The sequence below is a fragment of the Bordetella sp. H567 genome (genome assembly GCF_001704295.1).
Classification (GTDB): Bacteria; Pseudomonadota; Gammaproteobacteria; order Burkholderiales; family Burkholderiaceae_B; genus Bordetella_C.
In genome coordinates, this window is record NZ_CP012334.1 from 3,375,365 (window position 1) to 3,392,927 (window position 17,563).

General features: G+C 60.7%; 20 protein-coding genes. 12 read left to right on the forward strand and 8 right to left on the reverse strand.

The window, feature by feature from the left end:
- Nucleotides 1-12: 12 nt before the first annotated feature.
- Nucleotides 13-867: an alpha/beta hydrolase gene (locus tag AKI39_RS15145; RefSeq protein WP_066637636.1), complete on the forward strand. Its 855-nt coding sequence runs from the start codon at nucleotides 13-15 to the stop codon at nucleotides 865-867.
- A 74-nt stretch (nucleotides 868-941) separates the two neighbouring features.
- On the opposite strand, the gene AKI39_RS15150 is transcribed toward AKI39_RS15145, so the two are convergent.
- Complete coding sequence (locus AKI39_RS15150; protein ID WP_066637639.1) at nucleotides 942-1,712, reverse strand: DUF72 domain-containing protein; 771 nt, start codon at nucleotides 1,710-1,712, stop codon at nucleotides 942-944.
- Between the two features lie 362 nt (nucleotides 1,713-2,074).
- On the opposite strand from AKI39_RS15150, the gene AKI39_RS15155 reads away from it, so the two are divergent.
- From AKI39_RS15155 to AKI39_RS15180, 6 genes are read left to right on the forward strand one after another with little or no spacing between them, the layout of a single operon-like run.
- Complete coding sequence (locus AKI39_RS15155; protein ID WP_066637641.1) at nucleotides 2,075-3,055, forward strand: CobW family GTP-binding protein; 981 nt, start codon at nucleotides 2,075-2,077, stop codon at nucleotides 3,053-3,055.
- 39 nt (nucleotides 3,056-3,094) lie between these two features.
- Nucleotides 3,095-3,595 carry a DUF1097 domain-containing protein gene (locus tag AKI39_RS15160; protein ID WP_066637643.1) on the forward strand — a complete coding sequence of 167 codons (501 nt, stop codon included), beginning with the start codon at nucleotides 3,095-3,097 and terminating at the stop codon, nucleotides 3,593-3,595.
- A 24-nt stretch (nucleotides 3,596-3,619) separates the two neighbouring features.
- Complete coding sequence (gene nthB, locus AKI39_RS15165; RefSeq protein ID WP_066637645.1) at nucleotides 3,620-4,369, forward strand: nitrile hydratase subunit beta; 750 nt, start codon at nucleotides 3,620-3,622, stop codon at nucleotides 4,367-4,369.
- 21 nt (nucleotides 4,370-4,390) lie between these two features.
- On the forward strand, nucleotides 4,391-5,017 hold the full coding sequence (gene nthA, locus AKI39_RS15170) for a nitrile hydratase subunit alpha (protein ID WP_066637647.1): 627 nt from the start codon (nucleotides 4,391-4,393) through the stop codon (nucleotides 5,015-5,017).
- A 14-nt stretch (nucleotides 5,018-5,031) separates the two neighbouring features.
- Nucleotides 5,032-5,364, forward strand: coding sequence for a nitrile hydratase accessory protein (locus AKI39_RS15175; RefSeq protein ID WP_066637650.1), 333 nt, complete (start codon nucleotides 5,032-5,034; stop codon nucleotides 5,362-5,364).
- Nucleotides 5,354-6,166: a HoxN/HupN/NixA family nickel/cobalt transporter gene (locus tag AKI39_RS15180; RefSeq protein ID WP_083228872.1), complete on the forward strand. Its 813-nt coding sequence runs from the start codon at nucleotides 5,354-5,356 to the stop codon at nucleotides 6,164-6,166. The genes AKI39_RS15175 and AKI39_RS15180 overlap by 11 nt, the downstream gene beginning before the upstream one ends.
- 26 nt (nucleotides 6,167-6,192) lie before the next feature.
- Here the strand turns inward: AKI39_RS15180 and AKI39_RS15185 are convergent, their stop codons facing one another.
- The 4 genes from AKI39_RS15185 to AKI39_RS15195 form a co-directional block, all read right to left on the reverse strand.
- Complete coding sequence (locus tag AKI39_RS15185; RefSeq protein WP_235610659.1) at nucleotides 6,193-7,191, reverse strand: GlxA family transcriptional regulator; 999 nt, start codon at nucleotides 7,189-7,191, stop codon at nucleotides 6,193-6,195.
- Between the two features lie 43 nt (nucleotides 7,192-7,234).
- Nucleotides 7,235-7,390, reverse strand: coding sequence for a hypothetical protein (locus AKI39_RS25740; RefSeq protein ID WP_158515183.1), 156 nt, complete (start codon nucleotides 7,388-7,390; stop codon nucleotides 7,235-7,237).
- Nucleotides 7,391-7,463: 73 nt separating this feature from the next.
- On the reverse strand, nucleotides 7,464-8,063 hold the full coding sequence (locus tag AKI39_RS15190) for an NADPH-dependent F420 reductase (RefSeq protein WP_066637656.1): 600 nt from the start codon (nucleotides 8,061-8,063) through the stop codon (nucleotides 7,464-7,466).
- An 82-nt stretch (nucleotides 8,064-8,145) separates the two neighbouring features.
- Nucleotides 8,146-8,880: an SDR family NAD(P)-dependent oxidoreductase gene (locus AKI39_RS15195; protein ID WP_066637658.1), complete on the reverse strand. Its 735-nt coding sequence runs from the start codon at nucleotides 8,878-8,880 to the stop codon at nucleotides 8,146-8,148.
- A 123-nt stretch (nucleotides 8,881-9,003) separates the two neighbouring features.
- On the opposite strand from AKI39_RS15195, the gene AKI39_RS15200 reads away from it, so the two are divergent.
- Nucleotides 9,004-9,594, forward strand: coding sequence for a TetR/AcrR family transcriptional regulator (locus AKI39_RS15200; protein WP_066637660.1), 591 nt, complete (start codon nucleotides 9,004-9,006; stop codon nucleotides 9,592-9,594).
- 192 nt (nucleotides 9,595-9,786) lie between these two features.
- On the opposite strand, the gene AKI39_RS15205 is transcribed toward AKI39_RS15200, so the two are convergent.
- On the reverse strand, nucleotides 9,787-10,746 hold the full coding sequence (locus AKI39_RS15205; RefSeq protein ID WP_066637662.1) for a LysR family transcriptional regulator: 960 nt from the start codon (nucleotides 10,744-10,746) through the stop codon (nucleotides 9,787-9,789).
- Nucleotides 10,747-10,849: 103 nt separating this feature from the next.
- On the opposite strand from AKI39_RS15205, the gene AKI39_RS15210 reads away from it, so the two are divergent.
- Both AKI39_RS15210 and AKI39_RS15215 read left to right on the forward strand, forming a co-directional pair.
- The gene (locus AKI39_RS15210; RefSeq protein WP_066637664.1) at nucleotides 10,850-11,818 is read left to right on the forward strand and encodes a Bug family tripartite tricarboxylate transporter substrate binding protein; all 969 of its coding nucleotides are present in this window, start codon (nucleotides 10,850-10,852) and stop codon (nucleotides 11,816-11,818) included.
- A gap of 18 nt (nucleotides 11,819-11,836) precedes the next feature.
- On the forward strand, nucleotides 11,837-13,297 hold the full coding sequence (locus tag AKI39_RS15215; protein WP_066637667.1) for a sulfatase-like hydrolase/transferase: 1,461 nt from the start codon (nucleotides 11,837-11,839) through the stop codon (nucleotides 13,295-13,297).
- A 51-nt stretch (nucleotides 13,298-13,348) separates the two neighbouring features.
- On the opposite strand, the gene AKI39_RS15220 is transcribed toward AKI39_RS15215, so the two are convergent.
- Nucleotides 13,349-14,446: a CaiB/BaiF CoA transferase family protein gene (locus AKI39_RS15220; RefSeq protein ID WP_076879710.1), complete on the reverse strand. Its 1,098-nt coding sequence runs from the start codon at nucleotides 14,444-14,446 to the stop codon at nucleotides 13,349-13,351.
- A gap of 1 nt (nucleotide 14,447) precedes the next feature.
- A complete protein-coding gene (locus tag AKI39_RS15225; protein ID WP_066637671.1) occupies nucleotides 14,448-15,389 on the reverse strand; it encodes a Bug family tripartite tricarboxylate transporter substrate binding protein in 942 nt (313 codons plus the stop codon).
- A 90-nt stretch (nucleotides 15,390-15,479) separates the two neighbouring features.
- Here AKI39_RS15225 and AKI39_RS15230 point away from each other — a divergent pair, with 90 nt between their 5' ends.
- Together AKI39_RS15230 and AKI39_RS15235 are read left to right on the forward strand one after the other, a co-directional pair.
- Nucleotides 15,480-16,340, forward strand: a complete 861-nt coding sequence (locus tag AKI39_RS15230) for a TrmB family transcriptional regulator (RefSeq protein ID WP_066637673.1) — start codon at nucleotides 15,480-15,482, stop codon at nucleotides 16,338-16,340.
- 250 nt (nucleotides 16,341-16,590) lie between these two features.
- Nucleotides 16,591-17,553: a DUF1460 domain-containing protein gene (locus AKI39_RS15235; RefSeq protein ID WP_235610660.1), complete on the forward strand. Its 963-nt coding sequence runs from the start codon at nucleotides 16,591-16,593 to the stop codon at nucleotides 17,551-17,553.
- Nucleotides 17,554-17,563: the final 10 nt, after the last annotated feature.

Genomic DNA, 17,563 nt, shown 5'->3' on the forward strand with positions numbered 1-17,563 from the left:
AGGAGGACATGAATGTTGGGGAAAGATGCCTATCGCATCCGGGACTTCGTGCCGGATTTCGACGCGATCGCAGCCGAGTTCGCCGAGCGCAGTCGCGCGCTGTCTTCCCGGGCCATCCTGAAGACCGATATCGCCTACGGCCCGCGCAAACGGGAAACCCTGGACCTGGTCTTCCCCGACAATCCGCGCCCGGACGCGCCGCTGCACATGCTCGTCCACGGCGGCTATTGGCGCTCCGGAGAAAAGGCGAACTACCGTCTGGTCGCGGCCCCGGTCATCGCGGCGGGCGGCATCGCCGCCGTTGTCGAATACGACCTCATGCCGCGTGCAGGCCTGTCCGTGCTCGTCGATCAGGTGCGCCGTGCCGCCCGATGGCTGCAAGCCCATGCGCGAGACTTCGGCGCCGACCCTGCCCGGATGACGGCAAGCGGCCACTCTGCCGGCGCGCATCTCACGTCCTACCTCGCCGCGACAGGACCGGATGAGACCATGGCGCCGCGCCTGCCGACCTTGCAAGGCATGCTACTGGTCAGCGGCATCTACGACCTGTCTGGAATTCCGGACAGCTTCCTCAAGGACGAAGCCCGGATGACTCCCACGGAGGCGCAGGCATGGAGCCCGCTGCGTGCCGTCCAGCATGCCGGACCGGCACGCATCGTGGCCTATGGCACGGACGAAACCCCGCCCTTCCTCCAGCAGGCAGTCGCCCTGCACGCCAAGCTGCGCGCATCCGGACAAGCCGCGGAGCTGCTGCCGGCGGCGAAGCTGAACCACATGAGCGTTGTGCTGGATATGGCAGACCCGGAACGCGCCCTGGGGCGCAGGCTTTCGGAGCTGGTGGCGTCCAGGCCGACAGGCCGCGCATGATACGGTCGAGCACCCGCTGGCCAACCGTCGCCTTGTAATGGCCGCCGCGCTGCGGGGACCGGCGTCGGCCAGTCTCACCCCCCTGCCTTCTTCAATTTTTCCAGCAGCATAAGCGCGTTGGGAACCGCCTCGCCATGCGCGGTATTGTCGAAAATACACCAGACCTCGGTGTTCGAATTTCGAGCATCGACGATACGCGCAGCCACCGCCTCGATGAATGGCTCTTCGTAGGTCGAGTAATAGATCCTGGGCGACCCATGCAGTCGGATGTACAGCATATCCGAAGCGCCGATGGGCTCGACGCCAGCGATTGGCGGCGGGTCCGCGCGGACACAAGCGACCCCGGCATTTTTCATCGTTTCCGCGCCCGCCGGGGTAAACCATGTCGCGTGACGTGGTTCGCAGACGATACGCGCGTCCGTCAGGCCGCGTAGCAGCGAAAAAAAATCCCGCGCCACGGGCTCATCCAGTGCCAGGCTGGGGGGCAGCTGCAGCAGCAGGCACCCCAATTTTTCACCCAAGGACATGACCTCTTGCATGAATTCGCGAAGCGCGACCTCCGTGTCGCGTAGCCTGAGCTCGTGCGAGATCCTCCGCGGGATCTTGACGGAGAACCGGAAGGCGTCGGGCACGCTCGCGGCCCATTTGGCATAGGTTTTCGACTGATGCGGACGAGAGAACGACGAGTTGATTTCAACCGAAGAAAAGACCCGCGCATACCGCTCAAGATGACTGCCCTGGGCGGTAAACCGCCCCCCGGTACTGGCTGGCAGCGTCCATCCTGCACAGCCTATACGTATCGGGGATGCTGCGGCAGAGTTCTCGCGATGTGTTGCATGCATCATGGCGCGTCCGTACAGAGCAGTGGAGCCGAGGCGGAGCTCGTGATGCCGCGGCGCTGGCGACTTGATTGTCGCATCACCAGGTCGCACAGGCCTGGATGGCGAAAGGGATGCGCGCGCCAGAATGGCGCAATTCCCGTTTTCTTGCGCACCACAAAGCGCACCCTGAAAGTGCATCCCGAAATTCCGCAATAAGCGACCACCGCTTCGCGGAACGTCTAAATTCGTCAAAGATGACAAATTAGGACTCGACGGCGCACAAGATCAGACGCGAAACGAATATTAATGGACATGCTCGCCTCGTTGGTACGTGGGCCGCTAGGTGTGGATTCGTTCGCTCATCGAGCGTCGAGGAAAACGAGGCTATGTCACCCACAACAACGTTCGCAAGAATTCCGGTCACCGTGATTTCCGGCTTCCTGGGTGCGGGCAAGACCACGCTCGTCAATCATCTGATGCAGCAGTGCCCCACCGAGCAAATCGCTGTCATCGTGAACGAGTTTGGCGAGGTTGGCATCGACGGTCAGCTGATCGTGGCCGACGACAACCCGCTGATCGAGATCAACAACGGTTGCGTCTGTTGCACCGTACGCAAAGATCTCGCCGTTGCCGTGCGAGAACTGCTGCGGCCCGGGGGCCGGGAGCTCGACCGGATCGTGATCGAGACCTCGGGCCTGGCCGATCCTGCGCCGGTGCTGCAAACCTTCCTGGCCGACCCCGACCTGATACAGCAGGTCGAACTCGAGTCGGTCATCGCGGTGGTCGACGCATTGCACGTGCATCTGCATCTCGATGACGAAATCGTGCGCGAGCAGATCGCCTTCGCCGACGCGATCGTGCTTAACAAGGTCTCGTCGATGGGGCCAGTGGCGCTGGCGGACCTGGAAGCGCGACTGCTGCAGCTCAATCCTGCCGCGCACCTCGAAAGGACCGACTATGCGCAAGTAGCGGCACAGTCATTATTCGGGATACGCCGCTTTTCCCTGCCAAATGTGCTGGCCATCGAACCCGATCTGCTCGATGGCGGCGAACACGACCACGAGCACGACGAATCGATTCAGGCCCTCTGCGTGGATGTGGCCGATCCCCTCGATGCCGAGCGCTTCAACCGCTGGATGAACCAGTTAGTCCAACGTGCAGGTGCCGACCTGATGCGAACCAAGGGCGTACTGAACATGCGGTCCGAAGCACGTCAATTCCATTTCCATAGCGTGCATATGTTGCTCGACGCCAGGCCGGGACGGCGCTGGCGCGATGACGAGATACGCGACAGCAAGCTGGTATTCATCGGCCGCCGGCTCGATGGAGACGCACTGCGCATCGGATTGCGGAACTGCATTGCCTGAAAACAATATTTTTTACTTCAATCATCCAAGGGGAATTCGATGAAATCCAAAGAAGCCTACACCGTCAGCATCGGCGTTCTTGCCGTCGCCGACACCTACCTGACCGCGACGATCCTGCCCTTGCCGGTCTGGGTCACCTTTATCGCCTGGGCATCATTTTTCATCCTGGGCGGTGGCACCAAGGGACTTTTCCAAAGCATCGTGTCTAACCTGATCGGCGTGGCCATCAGTTCGCTCACGCTGCTGGCGATCGCGTCGGGCGGTAGCTCGCCCATCGTCGTCGCGATTGCGGTGGGCATCGGCAGCGCGTTGATGGTGCAGGCTTCGAAGTTCGCCACGATCAGCGTATTGCCCGCCATCGTGTGGGGCTTTGCCTCGACAGTGGCCACGAGCGTGGCGACCGCACAGCCGATCACGATGCCGGCACTTAATAACCCCGGGCTCGTTGCTGCGGCTTCGCTGGTGCTCGGCGGTCTGTTCGGCTTCGTGTCCGAAGCGCTCGGAGAGGCGCTGACCGCCAAGGACACGCAGTTGGCCTGAACCATACAACGAAGGAAAGCCATCATGAAACTTCAACATTCGCTGGGCGGCCTGGAGAACCTGGGCCCCGTCAACGTCGAGCCGCGCGTCTTCGTACAGGATTGGGAAAAGCGCATTTTCGGTATCCACACCGTGATGATGGCGGAGAGCGCGCACCTGTCAGGTGCGCTACACCGGTACCCGGTGGACATGCTTCCGACCGCCTTCAAGGAAACCTGGACCTGGGCCTCGCTGCGTACCGGTGCCGAGAGCATGCAGCCCTTCGATTACTTCAAGTTCCGCTATTACGAGAAATGGCTGATGGGCATCAGCCAGTTCTTCATCGACAAGGGGTATGTCACGGCCGAGGAGATGGCACAAGAGGCCTCGTTCTACCACGACCAGCCCGATGCGCCGCTGCCGGACCTGCCGAGCAAGCCGATTCGGGACCAGGTCATCGACTATCTGATGCGGGGCGATTCACCACTGCGCAGTCAATCATCGCCACCGCGGTTCGTGCCCGGCCAAACCGTGACCGTGGCCGATCCCTTGGCCGCGGACCACACGCGCCTGCCCGGCTACTTGCGCAACAAGAAGGGAACGGTCGACGAGGTCTATCCGGACGCATTCGAGTATTTCTGCTCGACAGGGCCGGATGGCCTGGATGGGCCGATGCCCGTCTACCGTGTCGCCTTCGACGCGGCTGACATCTGGGGAGCCAGCATGTGCGAACCCAACACCACCATCTACGCGGATCTGTTCGAAGTCTACGTACTTCCCGGCGACCAGTCCTGAAGACAAAAGAGGATTTCCATCATGAGCGACATGTTCAACTACGAAGAAGACCGCGAGGCCAAGAGTGCCGCCAAAGTGCGAGCATTGGAAGCGCTGTTGATAAAAAAAGGCGTGATCGGCAGTGACTCGGTCGATGCCGTGTTGTCGCATTTCGAGAACGTGGCCGGTCCCTTCAACGGCGCGCGTATCGTCGCCCGAGCCTGGGTCGATCCCGAATATAAACGCCGCTTGATCGAAAACACACCGAAGGCCATCGCCGAACTTGATGTCGCGCGAGGCATGACCGGAGCCGAAGGCGAACACATGGCCGCCGTGGCTAACGGCCCGGGTGTGCACAACCTGATCATTTGCACGCTGTGCTCTTGCTACCCGTGGCCTGTGCTGGGCTTGCCGCCGTACTGGTACAAGGATCCGGTTTTCCGCGCGCGCGGCGTGCGCGAACCACGCGCGGTGTTGCGCGAATTCGGCGTGCCTATCGATGAAGCCACGGAGGTCAAGGTCTGGGACAGCAGCGCGCAAATCCGCTGGTTCGTCGTGCCGGAACGCCCCGCCAACACGGATGGCATGACCGAAGAAGAGCTTGCCGCCCTTGTCACGCCAGAGGCAATGATGGGCGTGGCGCTGGTGCCCGCGCCAACGGCGCCCTGAAGGAGGAACGCGCCATGTTCACCCGTTTCGAGGAATTCGCCGCGGCCCAGATGCTGGGCCAACCCGACTCCCCGCCGCGCAGCCTTGGCAAGCTGCACTTCAGCAAGGAATGGCAACGAACGCTGTTCGGCCTAACGCTGGCGTTGTCAAAAGAAGGTCACTTCGAATGGGAAGACTTTCGCCGCAATCTGATCGCGGCGATTGGCGACTGGGAGCAACTGGACTGCGAGAGCCAGCCTCCGTGGGACTACTACGAGCGTTTCCTGCTCGCGCTGATACAGGTGCTCGATCAACACCAAGTACTGAGTCCCGCTGATATCGAACGGCAGATGCATCATGACGTCTGAACTGGTTTCCCTCTCGGGCCTCTTGCTGATGTTCGTACTCGGCCTGCGCCATGGTCTGGACCCGGACCATATCGCCTGCATCGATGGCCTGACCTGGCGCGCGCTCAACCATTCGCACCGGCATGCGCCTTCGATCGGCACGCTGTTCGCGCTCGGGCACGGATTGTTGGTCACGATGATCGCCGTCGTGGTCAGCCGAGTCACGCTGCATGTCGATCCGCCGCCATTCGCAATACGGATCTTCGAGTGGGTGCCGACCGCGCTACTGATCCTGGTCGGCACACTGAATCTTCGGCTGCTACTGCGCGGCGGCGAGGCGTACGCGCCGATGGGCTGGAAGATGGGACTCATACCGGAGCGCCTGCGCCGGCACACCAGCGCTTGGTCGGTGGTGCTGATTGGCGTGTTATTCGCTACTGTGTTCGATACCGCCACGCAGGCTGCCGCCTGGGGATACGTTGCGAGCAACAAGGGCGGCGGAAGTGGCGCCGCGTTGTTGGCGGGACTGGTATTCACTGCCGGGATGATGGTGACGGACACGTTGGACGGACGCATCGTCTGCCGCATCGGCCGCGGTACCCATGGCGTCGCCGCGGCACGCCGCGTGCGCCGCACGCTGGGCTGGCTGATCGTGGCGATTTCCTATGGCGTTGCCTTCTACAACATCACCAAGGCTTGGATGCCACGGATCGAACTCGACGACCTGGCGTTCTCGCTTACCGGCAGCGCGCTGGTGATGCTGATGTTCGCCATCTGGGGCTGGAGCGCTCGGCAGAACAAGCTTTCGCAACAGAAATACTGAACGCCTCGGCGCGCCAACATGCCGCGCTATGACGAAGGCGACGTGGCATGAGCCTCAACTGAGGTCACGTCGTCCGGACGGTCACCCGAACGAAACCGCTGACGGTATTGTGCGGGGGTCAATTGCAAGCGGCGCAGGAATACCCGGCGCAACTGCGACGCATCGTCCAAGCCGCATCGGGCAGCCACCTGGCCAAGCTCCAGATTCGTCGTCTCCAGCAAGCGGCGGGCAGCATCCACACGTGCGTTCTCCAGAAAGGTCATCGGGCTGATGCCGCATTCCCGCACGAACAACCGGGACAGATGCCGCGGACTCACACCCGCATGCTGGGCAATGGAGTCCGCCGAATGATCGTCGGCAAGGTTTTGGAGCAAGAATCGCTGAATGGCGTCGACCTCCGAGTGTGCGGACGCCTGCGTCTCCAGCAGCGGGCTGAACTGTGACTGGCTACCATCGCGGCGTAGATACACGATCAGATACTTCGCCACGGCAAGCGCCATGGGACGATCAATGTCCTCCTCGACCAGCACCAGCGCCAGGTCTATGCCGGCGGTGACACCTGCTGTGCTGTAGAGGTTCCCGTCTTTGACGTAAAGGCGGTCCGGATGCACGATGGCCGATGGAAACCGGCGGGCAAGCTCCGAGGCATCCATCCAGTGTGTCGTGACTGTTCTGCCTGGCAGCAGGCCAGCCGCCCCCAACGCGAATATACCGTTGCAGATAGAGGCGAGACGGCGGCATTGGCGCGATTGTTGAGCCAGCCAGTCGCTCAGCGTCGTATCTTCCAGTACATCGAACACGCCGATGCCGCCAGCGACGATGACCGTATCGAAGTACGGACAAGGATCGAAGATGGTGCGATCCGGCACGATTGAAATACCGCAGGACGACTTGATGGCCGATCGTGTGCTTCCGATGACCATCAATTGATACTCCACCGCTCCCGCCGACAGAACGCGAACTTCGCCGAACGCATCCGAAGGGCCAGCCACATCCAGCAGCTGGAAACCGGGAAAGACGACCAACGCTACACTAATCCGCCGCATGTTGCCTTCGCTGTTGTCCGGATCAAGAGGAGAGCGCGTCGTGGCGGTTCTGCGCCGCCGCGATCACCCGCGCGTCGGTACCACGCGCTCCGATAACCGATAAACCGACTGGCGCGCCGTCGATGATGCACCATGGAAAGCTTATCCGCAACGGATGGGCCAGCATCAGCTTGCGCATGTTCCGGCGAGACACACCTACGATTTCGGCGAGGTCGGTCAAGCCTGCAGAATTCGGTGATACCTCGCTTCGCTCATCTGTCGAACTTGACCAAGTCCTTGAAGATCAGGTGACCCCAGCTTTTCCCGCGCGCATGCACAAGCAGCCCCCCTTCAGAAAGCGCGCCGAGTTGGATGGGCGCGAATCCGAGGTCTTCCGCAAGCGCACCCATCTCCGCCGCAGCGCCGTCATCGTCGCTCGCCAGGAACACGACCCTCCTGCCACCGTGTACGGCCGGGTCCTGGTCAAGGACGGCAGCGACCAGATGGTTGAAGCCTTTCACCAGCCTGGCTCCGGTAAACACCTTCGCGATGAAAGCAGAGGACGGGAGACCGTCCAGTTCCTCAAGCGGGGCCTGCGTGTTCATCGCGTCGATGACGGTCTTCCCCTTCCAGTCGGGCAGCGCTATCGCAACCTCCGGGTGCGACTCGAAACGGACAGCCAGAAAGATGATGTCCGCCTTGACGGCTTCCGCCAGGGTCTTGGGAATGATCGTGGAACCGATCGCGGCCGCATCGGCTGCAAAGGTTTCCGGGTCGCGCGTGGTCGCAACGGCCACTTCGATGCCGTTCCGGGCGAACGCCTTGGCAAGTGCGTGGCCGATCTTGCCGAAGCCAATGATTGCGTAATTCATATGTTTCTCCTTCGTTTCTCGGCGCGGTCAGAGCGTGTAACCGCCGCTCGCTTCAATCGATTGTGTCAATTGATTTTTCTCCTCAGAGTTGTGCCAAGCCACCGTCGACGGCAACCTCGCTGGCGGTCATGAAGCTGCTGTCCGACGACGCAAGAAAGGCTGCGACCGCCCCGATCTCCGCCGGATCGGCCATACGCTGGAGCGGCGTCATCGCACCGTAGGCCTTCTGGCCCTCTTCCCCCAGCGCCTGCTTGGCGAGTTCCGTGGCCGTCGCCCCAGGCGACAGCACATTTACCCGGATGCCGGTGCCCTTCAGGTCCTCCGCCCAAGTCCGGGCGAGGTTGCGCACCGCGGCTTTGCTCGCGCTGTAGGCCGTGAATCCTGGAGCTCCCGTGGTGCCGGCGCTCGATCCGGTCAGGATGATGGAACCGCCTGGACCCATCAGCGGGAGTGCCTTCTGGACCGTAAAGATCGTCCCCTTCACATTGGTGTCGAAGGTGTCGTCAATGTGCTCGGCAGTGATCTGGCCAAGTGGAAGCGGGCTTCCCGCCCCGGCGTTGGCGAAGACGATGTCGAGGGATCCGCGCTCGGCCTTCACCGCCGCGTAGAGTCGGTCGAGGTGAGCCAGCTCGGAGACGGAGCCCTTCACAGCTCGGCCATTGGGCCCGAGGGCCGTGACAGCGGCATCGAGCGCCTCCTGCCGACGGCCGAAGATGAAGACGAACGCGCCTTCCTCGATGAAGCGCTTTGCCGCGGCGAGGCCGATGCCCGTCGCGCCGCCAGTGATGACGGCGGTCTTTCCATTCAGTCTGTTCATGTCATGGGCTCTTTCGTTGGAGTTGCGCGGAAGCTGGAGAAATGCCGTATGGCGCGGTATTATGTGGATCACCGATCCAGATAAGGACTATATGGATCACTGATCCACTTGTCAAGACAACCCATGCGAGCCGACGCCCAAAAAAATCGCAGCCAAATCCTCACGGTCGCGCGTGAAGTCGTCGCCGAGCATGGCGCCGAGGCGTCGATGCGCGATATCGCCCGCCGCGCCGGTGTAGGCCTGGCCACGCTGCTTCGTCATTTCCCGACACGAGAAGCCTTGTTCGAGGCCTTGCTGTGTACCCATCTGGACACACTGACCCAGAAGGCGGACGCACTCGAAACCTCGGCTTCGGCTGACGAAGCACTTCTCACCTGGTTTCGGGAATTGGTGGTGTTCACCCAAAGCTACAGGGGCGTTGTCGCCATGATGGCGGCCGCCCACACCAACCCGGACTCCGCGCTTTACGGTTCATGCGCCGCGGTGCACTCGGCAGGCGCGCGGCTGCTGCTGCGCGCCCAAGACGAAGGAACGGCACGCGCCGACATGACGGGGGACGACCTGTTCGCCCTGATAACGGCGCTGGGCTGGGTGGTTGACCAACCCTCATTCGCGTCGCGGGCGGATCATCTCGTTCACCTCATTACGAGCGCCATCCTGACAAGTCGACCTCGCAGCGATGCCAAGAGGGCGAAGTCACGGAGCGCAACGTAGTGCTGTTTGCATGGCGTGGGGTGGCGTCGGTAAGCGGTAAGCCGACCCCATGACAGCATGCTCAATCAGCGCGAGAAACCCATGCCATCATCGAGCATCGCGTAGCGTCGCCAGCAGGTTGCGCGCGAGAACGAAGGACACGATCGCACTCCCTCCACAGCAGTCATCGCGCGATTGCCCTCACACCGCCGTTCAAGCACTCGCGTTCGACCGGACACTTTCGCGAAACGATGCGATAGTCTCGTCTGCTGCGCTCAGTTTGCGGCTGGCAAAGACGATCGGTGCGGCTGTAATCTTCGCCGGCAATGGCAGCAAGGCCACCATCTCCCGAAATTTATTGGCCTCCCGTCTGGGTACGACCGCCAAAAGATTAGTGGTCGCGACGATATGGATGGCATACATGAAGTTTTCGCATTCCACAGACGCCTGTGGCATCCGGTATCCCGCGGCGCTGAATCCATCGGACAGAACCCGATGTACAAAACCCTCGGAGGGCGGCCTCAACCAGCGCTCTTGCGCCATGGCCCGCCACGTTACGCGGCGCGCATTGGCCAGCGCGTGGTGCCGGCCGACGATCAGACATTGGGGTTCATCGTAGAGCACCTCGACGTCGAGCCCCGGCAACAGCCCTCTGATCGTTTCATAGCCTTCTCCTTGCATCTGGCTTTGCGGCAATCGAGCAATGACGCAATCCAGATCGCCATCAGCGAGTCTTTGAAATAGCTCGAAGCTGGTGCCGGGCCGGACCTTGATCACCGTGTTGGGTTGATCGTGCTCCAGCGCTCCGATGACCCGGGCTAGCAGCTCGACGATAACTACGGGCAGGGCACCCACGACTATGGTGCGCCGTGGCGACTCTGACGCTATTTCGTGTTCGGCGGTTGTTAATTCGCGCAGTATCGCCTTGCTGCTCCGATACAGCACTTGCGCCCGATGATTTGCAGTCATCCCCCGTGCCGATCGAATGAATAGCGGTCCGCCGAACACAGCCTCCAGCTCATTGATCATGCGGCTGGCGCCTGGCTGCGAGAGATACAGCTTCGCCGCGGCGCGCCTGACGCTCCCATGGTCCATGATCGCGGCCAGGAGGGACAGGTGTCGGATCTGCAGCTTGCCGATACTGCCGCGAAGCTTATCGAGTTCGTGATTCATGACGGGAGCGTCCCTGTGATTCAAAAGGTGGATCACCCTATGCGGATTTGATCGCTATTCAGTATATGCCCCGGCTCCTAGAATGCCTGCATGGAGACGAAGAATGAATAGACGAACCATCATCAAGGGAATGGGCGCCAGCGCGTGCATCCTTTCTTTTGCACCCCGTGCAGCCAGCGCATATCCCGACCGTCCCATCCGGGTAATCCTCGGTCTGGCACCGGGTGGGGGTGTCGACCGCATCAGCCGGCTGGTCACCGAGCAGATGTCCGTGATCCTGGGCCGGCCGATGATCGTGGAGAACCGTCCTGGGGCGCTCGGTGCCATCGCGGTCGACATGGTCGGCTCGGCGGCGCCCGATGGCTATACGTTATTGGCATGCGGGGCTGGCGAGATAGTCGTAACCCCCGCGTTCGACGCCGCCGCATTGGAGAAATCCCGCAGGCTGCGCCCCGTCGTGCTCTTCGCCGAGTCGCCGAACCTTCTCATCGCTCATCCGTCGGTCAAGGACGATGATCTCCGGCGCATGTTGAAGGGCGCCCAGACCGACGGATCGACATCCATCGGCGTGTCGGGTACAGGCGGAACGCAATTCCTGACGCTGGCAGTCCTCAAATCGGCGGGTCTCGACATCACCTCAGTTCCATACAAGGGTGCGGGCCCCGCATTGACGGATCTGTTGGGAGGACACATTCCTTTCGCATTACTCGGCGCACCCGCCTGCTATCCGGCGATACGCAGCGGCGGCGCCAAACCGGTGGCGATCGGACTGTCCCATCGATCTTCGATACTGCCCGATGTGCCGACGCTGGCCGAGGCATTACAGATGCCCGGCCTGGATTCAAGCACGTGGCACGGGATGATGGCACCCGCAAAAACGCCGGATGCTGTTGTGAATGCCCTTGCGAATGCCGCGCTTCGCGCATTGAAGGACTCCGTACTGCGGAGTCACATCACCGACCTCGGAGCGGAGTTGCGGGCCAGCCCACCCGAGGAATTCTCTGTGTTGATAGAAACTCAGCTCACACGCAATACAGACACCGTGAAGCGCCTCAAGCTGAGCCTGACCTGAACCTTCTACGAGCGAAGCATGAACAAGGCAAAGAATCTGCTTATCGTCATGAATGACGAACACAGCCGCAAGGCACTGGGTTGCTACGGACACCCGTTCGTCCGCACACCGAATCTAGACAAACTCGCCGGCCGCGGAATGCAATTCAACAACGCATATTCAGCGAGTCCGATCTGCGTGCCCGCCCGTGGCGCCATCGCCACGGGGCGCTACGTCCACGAAATCGGCTGCTGGGACAATGCCAACGCCTACGACGGCACGATCCCGAGTTGGCATCACTTGTTGCGAGAACAGGGGCACGAAGTCATTTCGATCGGCAAGCTGCACTTTCAGCGTGAAGGGCAGGACCATGGGTTTGATCGTGAAATTGTCCCGATGCACCTGGCGGAAGGTCGCGGTGCATTGATCAGCCTGCTGCGCGACCCCACGATCAAGCGCGGCACCTCAAGTGCGTTGGCCGACACGGCAGGTCCTGGCGAATCCGCATACACACGCTACGACCGGGAAATCTCGGCACATGCTCAAGTCTGGCTGCGCGAAACCGCTCCGACTCTGGGACCCAAGCCATGGGCGCTGTTCGTTTCCTTCGTTGCGCCCCATTTTCCCCTGACGTGCCCGCCGGAGTTCTACTACCAATATCCTCTGGACCGCATCGATGTTCCCAAGCTTCATGGGCGCCAGGTTGAGCACGTTCATCCGTATGTCAAAGGCCTCTGGTCATACCATCGCCACGCCGATTTCTTCAAGGACGATATGCATGTACGAAAGGCAATCGCGGCGTATTACGGACTTTGCACATTCATCGATGGGGAGATCGGCAAGGTGCTCGGCGCCCTGGATTCGGCAGGTCTCGCTGATGAGACACGTGTCATCTACACCAGCGACCACGGGGATAATCTGGGAACCCGCGGTCTGTGGGGCAAGAACACGATGTATGAAGAGTCCGTGGGCGTTCCGTTGATCGTGGCCGGGCCCGACGTTCCACACGGGGTCTGCGATACGCCGGTCAGCCACATCGACATGTACCCCTACATCCTCGAATCGGTGGGCGCCCAGCCCGATGATGCGGTCCGTCCCGGCGTTTCGTTGTCGGATATCTGGGCCGGCAGAAAAGCTCCGCCTTTTGCTTTCTCCGAGTATCACGCATCGGGTTCAGTGGACGGCGTGTTCATGATCCGAACCCAGCGATATAAATACATCTTCCATGTTGCACTGCTAGCCGAACTTTATGACCTGGAAAGAGATCCGGAGGAGCTGGATAACCTGGCGGAAAATCCGGATTATGTGGGTGTTGTTGCTGAACTGAAGGCTATGCTGTTTACGCTGTGCGATCCATTCGAGGTTGATCGGGCAGCGAAGCGCCGGCAAGCAGAATTGATCGAGCAGAACGGTGGACGAGAAGCGGTGCTCAGTCGTGGAGACTTCGGGAATACACCTGCCCCCGGCACCAAGGTGGTATATGAAAAAACGCAAGGCTAGAAGGCACCGCGTTGATTGACGACCGGACGATTCGATGTGGCGTTAGAAGTCTTAGCGCTTGATCGCCTCGGGCTCTTGCACAATCGCCCCACGCTCCCCGTCGATGCTGAATGGCAGCGTCATGTAGGTGCGGCCTGATCCTTCCTTCCGCTGTTGCACGAAGTCCGCGTCGGCCTCCCGGGCAGTGGCCAGGGCGACGTCCAGGCCCTGCACCGGCGAACACGGTACACCTGCGGTGTTAAGTGCCAGGTCGAGGTCCGCCTTGCGCTTCGTTGCAATACGTTCCTGCACCTGCGATAACAGTTTTTCCGGTGCAGCCTCTTCAATACCTAGTGTGCGCAGCAATCCACTCAACTGATGTGGTTCGTTTACCGCTATGCACACTTGCCCATCCAGCGTCGCGTAGGATCGCGATAGCAAGGCACCACTTGACGCGACATTACCGCGAGGAGCCAGCGATTCACGGCCGTTCATAAACCCGCTAGCAGTGCTGTGCATCATCGCCAGCGCCGTATCAAGCATCGACACGGAAACGCGCCGCCCTTTCGGTTCGCGCAGATTCATGACAATGGCGCTCACGACGCCCAGTGCCGCATTCAAACCGGTGGCGTAATCGATAATGGGTGCCCCCGCCTTGATAGGTCCGCTGCCCGGCGTCCCGGTGAGCTGCATCAGGCCGCTAGCGGCCTGAATAATACTGTCGTAAGCCGGATACTCACGGCGCGGACCGGCGCGACCGTAGCCCGTGATTGAGCACCAGAGCAAGCCTGGATTGCGATTGCGCACGGCTTCTTCCGTGATACCCAGGCGATCGAGGGCGCCAGTCCGGAAGTTCTCCACCAATACGTCATGCCGTGCGACTATTTCCAGAAAACGCGCGGTGGCTGCGGGCTGCTTCAGATCCAACAGGATCAGTTCCTTGTTACAGGCCTGGGCGATGTAATCAGTGCTCAGACCTTGCGCGCCCAGTTCTTGATTCGCACGGGAACGCCAGCGAATTGAATCGCCGCCTGGTGCACGCTCTACACGCGTCACCGTGGCACCCAGAAGACCTAGCAAATACGCGCAATACGGGCCTGCTAGCACGCGGGTTGCGTCGAGGACACGGATTCCTGCGAGCGGGCGGACCTGGTCTGGAGATGTCGTCATGTCACAGGACACTAATGTCAAATTGCTCAATGATGGCCTTATAGCGTTGCACTTCGTCGTCTACCTTGATCGCCGTTTCCGCAGGGGACAGGCCCAGAGGGGTCGCGCCGTCCGAGTTGATCTTGTGGATCACGTCGGGGGTTTTGAGGACCTCCTTAAGCGCGCCGTACAGTTTGTCGATGTCCGAAGCAGGCAAGACGGCGGGCGCGAACAGGGCCTGCCAGTTGTCGAACTCGAGGCGCGGGTTGTTCAAGGTCAGCAATGGGATACCCTCCATCCCGGGAGGCGACGCCCGGCCAGCGATGCCGATTGCGCGGAGGGCTCCGCTACGGAGGTGTGGAGCCACCGCGACCGCGGCCAGCATGGAGAAATCTATCTCTTTACCGATCAAAGCGGTAAGCACTTGTCCCGCACCCTTGTAGGGTATATGCGTCCCCTTGAAGTCCAAGGTACTGCTGAGTACTGCACACCCGAGATGACTGGTCGTGCCGATGCCGGGCGAACCGTAATTCAGCCCGCTGGGAGCCTTGCCAACGGCGGCGAGCAAATCGCTCAATGATTTGACTTGGCTCGTACCCGGCACGGTCAAGACCAAGGGGGATGACGTCAACATTGATACCGGCAGGATTTCCTTGTCCAGCCTGAAGGATAGGTTCTTATAAAGTGTCTGATTGACAGCGATCGAAGCAGTCGTGAACAACAGGCGGTGCCGGGTGCGGTCGCGCGCGACCAGCTCAGCGCCGATATTTCCGGCCGCGCCTGGTTTGTTTTCGACAATGATCGACTCACCCCATTTCGCGCCTAACTGCTGGGCTAACGTGCGGGCCAGCAGATCGGTACCGCCGCCAGCCGAGAACGGCACGGTCAGGGTCAACGGCATGGCGGGCCACTTATCGGAGGCGGCATGGGCACCGCGGCAGACCAACCCCGCCATGCTGGCCATCAGTATGTCTCGTCTCGTCCTGTTCATGGGCAACGCGCCTTATGGGATGGTATGTTCGAAGAAATGATCTTATCGACGATTTGGTAGCTCATGAAACTACTAACAGAAAGCGACGTCCCAGATTCCAAGGCGGCTCGGCTGCTACGCCGGCTGGGCTTCTCGACGTACGAGAGCGCGGTGTGGCTTGAACTAGTGAACGGCTTTCCGGCCACGGCCTACCAAGTGGCGAAGCGCTCGGGCTTACAGCGCGCGAATGTCTATCGTGCCTTGGAAGGTCTGGCGGAAAGGCATGCAGTGAAGACGTTGCAGGTCAAGCCGACCCTATATGTGCCGGTCGACCCGCGTAGCATGATCGCGAGCCTTACTGCGAACTTGGCCGGTGAATGCGAATGGTTCGCCGGGCATGTCAGCAGTCGGATGCAATCCCGCAATCAGGGCACCATCAGCACCGCCTCGGGCATAGATGCCTGCCTGGATCGCATGCGCAGCGAACTCTCGGCCGCCCGCCACTACGCGTGGCTGAAAGGAGATGCCTCAACGCTCAGGCTCTTTATCGAAGACACGGACGCCGCTTGCCGCCGCGGCGTAGAGGTCAAAATCATCGCTTTTGGCGCCTGGAAGACGTTGCACAGAAAACTACCTCGGGCCCTGATCTACCCGCATGAGGGCACTGCCCAACGGCTCTCCTCGGCCACGGACAGCCTCATGACTCTCGCCCGGGACGGCCGCTCGGTCACCACCGCTATTTTCTCCGACCAGGCCACGGTCACCTCAATACTGGATCACGCACTGACCTACCAAATGCACTCCTACTTGCTCCATGAAATATTCCTCGCGGAAATGGTGCTGGCCGAGCGAGCCGACGGCACCGTCACCCGTAGCCTCCAAGCCCTGCGCCAGAAGCATCGCCCAGCTGCCATGGAGCGCTCGCTATCCCACGGATCGGAGTAAGCGGGCGATCTACCTGCGCCGGCGGCGGCGTGAACTGCCGCAGACGAAGCGTGCGAACCTGACGTTCGCGCGTGGGTCGATGCAGTTGCCGGTCGAGGTCAAAGGCCAGTGGCATGGCGAGGTCTGGGGCGCTGTCTTTCCGCACTGTCTTTCCGTTAACAAACTTGATGAATTTTGCCGGAACTCTCCCGTCCGCGTTCACACCACTCAGAACGAGTAAGACGCTGGCCGCTTACCACCAGGAGAACCCATGCACGTATCATCGAATTCATCCAGCACCTCATTGAACACCGCCGACGGCGGATTCCACACCGGTCTCCCACAGAAAGCGAAAGAAGATGGAACCGTCGCATCCGCGATGGCCGCATTCGAGGCGGTGCGCAGTAATGCACCGGATACGAGCGCAGGCCACCGTCGACGTACCGCTGAACCAAAAAGAACGCCCGAGTCGTCTCAACCGAACCAAACGATAATGCCGCAACAAACCGCGATAGCAACCATGAGTGAAGAGACGTCTAGAAAACTCGACACGTTGCTAGCGATACGCGCGGCGAATGCGGGCCTTAGCGCCGGACAGCTCATCGAACTCTTGTCGCGCGAATTTTTAGGCACACCTTACAAGGGCAACATGCTGAAGGGGTCAGCGACCTCTCCAGAACAACTCGTGATCGACTTCAGCGGACTGGATTGCTTCACATATCTCGATTACGTCGAGGCCGCGAGGAAAGCGACGACGAAAGCCGGTTACGTCGGCCATCTCATCCAAACTCGCTACGTGGATGGTGACATCGATTTCGTACACCGCCGGCATTTTTTTACGGATTGGGCAGACCGAACGCAGGTGCTTGCTGATGACGTGACCGCCACGATCAGCACCCACGCTGTCACGGTCGAGAAACGACTCAATAGGAAATCGGATGGCGGATCCTATCTGCCAGGATTGCCTGTCGTTGAACGGAATATCACCTATATTCCGAGCGAATTCATCGACGCCAATGTCATCAGTCAACTTCGAACTGGCGATCTTATCGGCATTTATTCCACAGCAGACGGGCTGGACGTGACCCATGTCGGATTCTTCGTCGAGACGAGTGACGGGCCGGTGCTGCGCAATGCATCGTCGAAGAAAATAAATATGAAAGTCGTCGATTCGCCGTTTCTCGAGTATGTGAACAACACACCCGGTATCGTGGTGCTTCGGCCTCTGGCATAGATGGAAAATC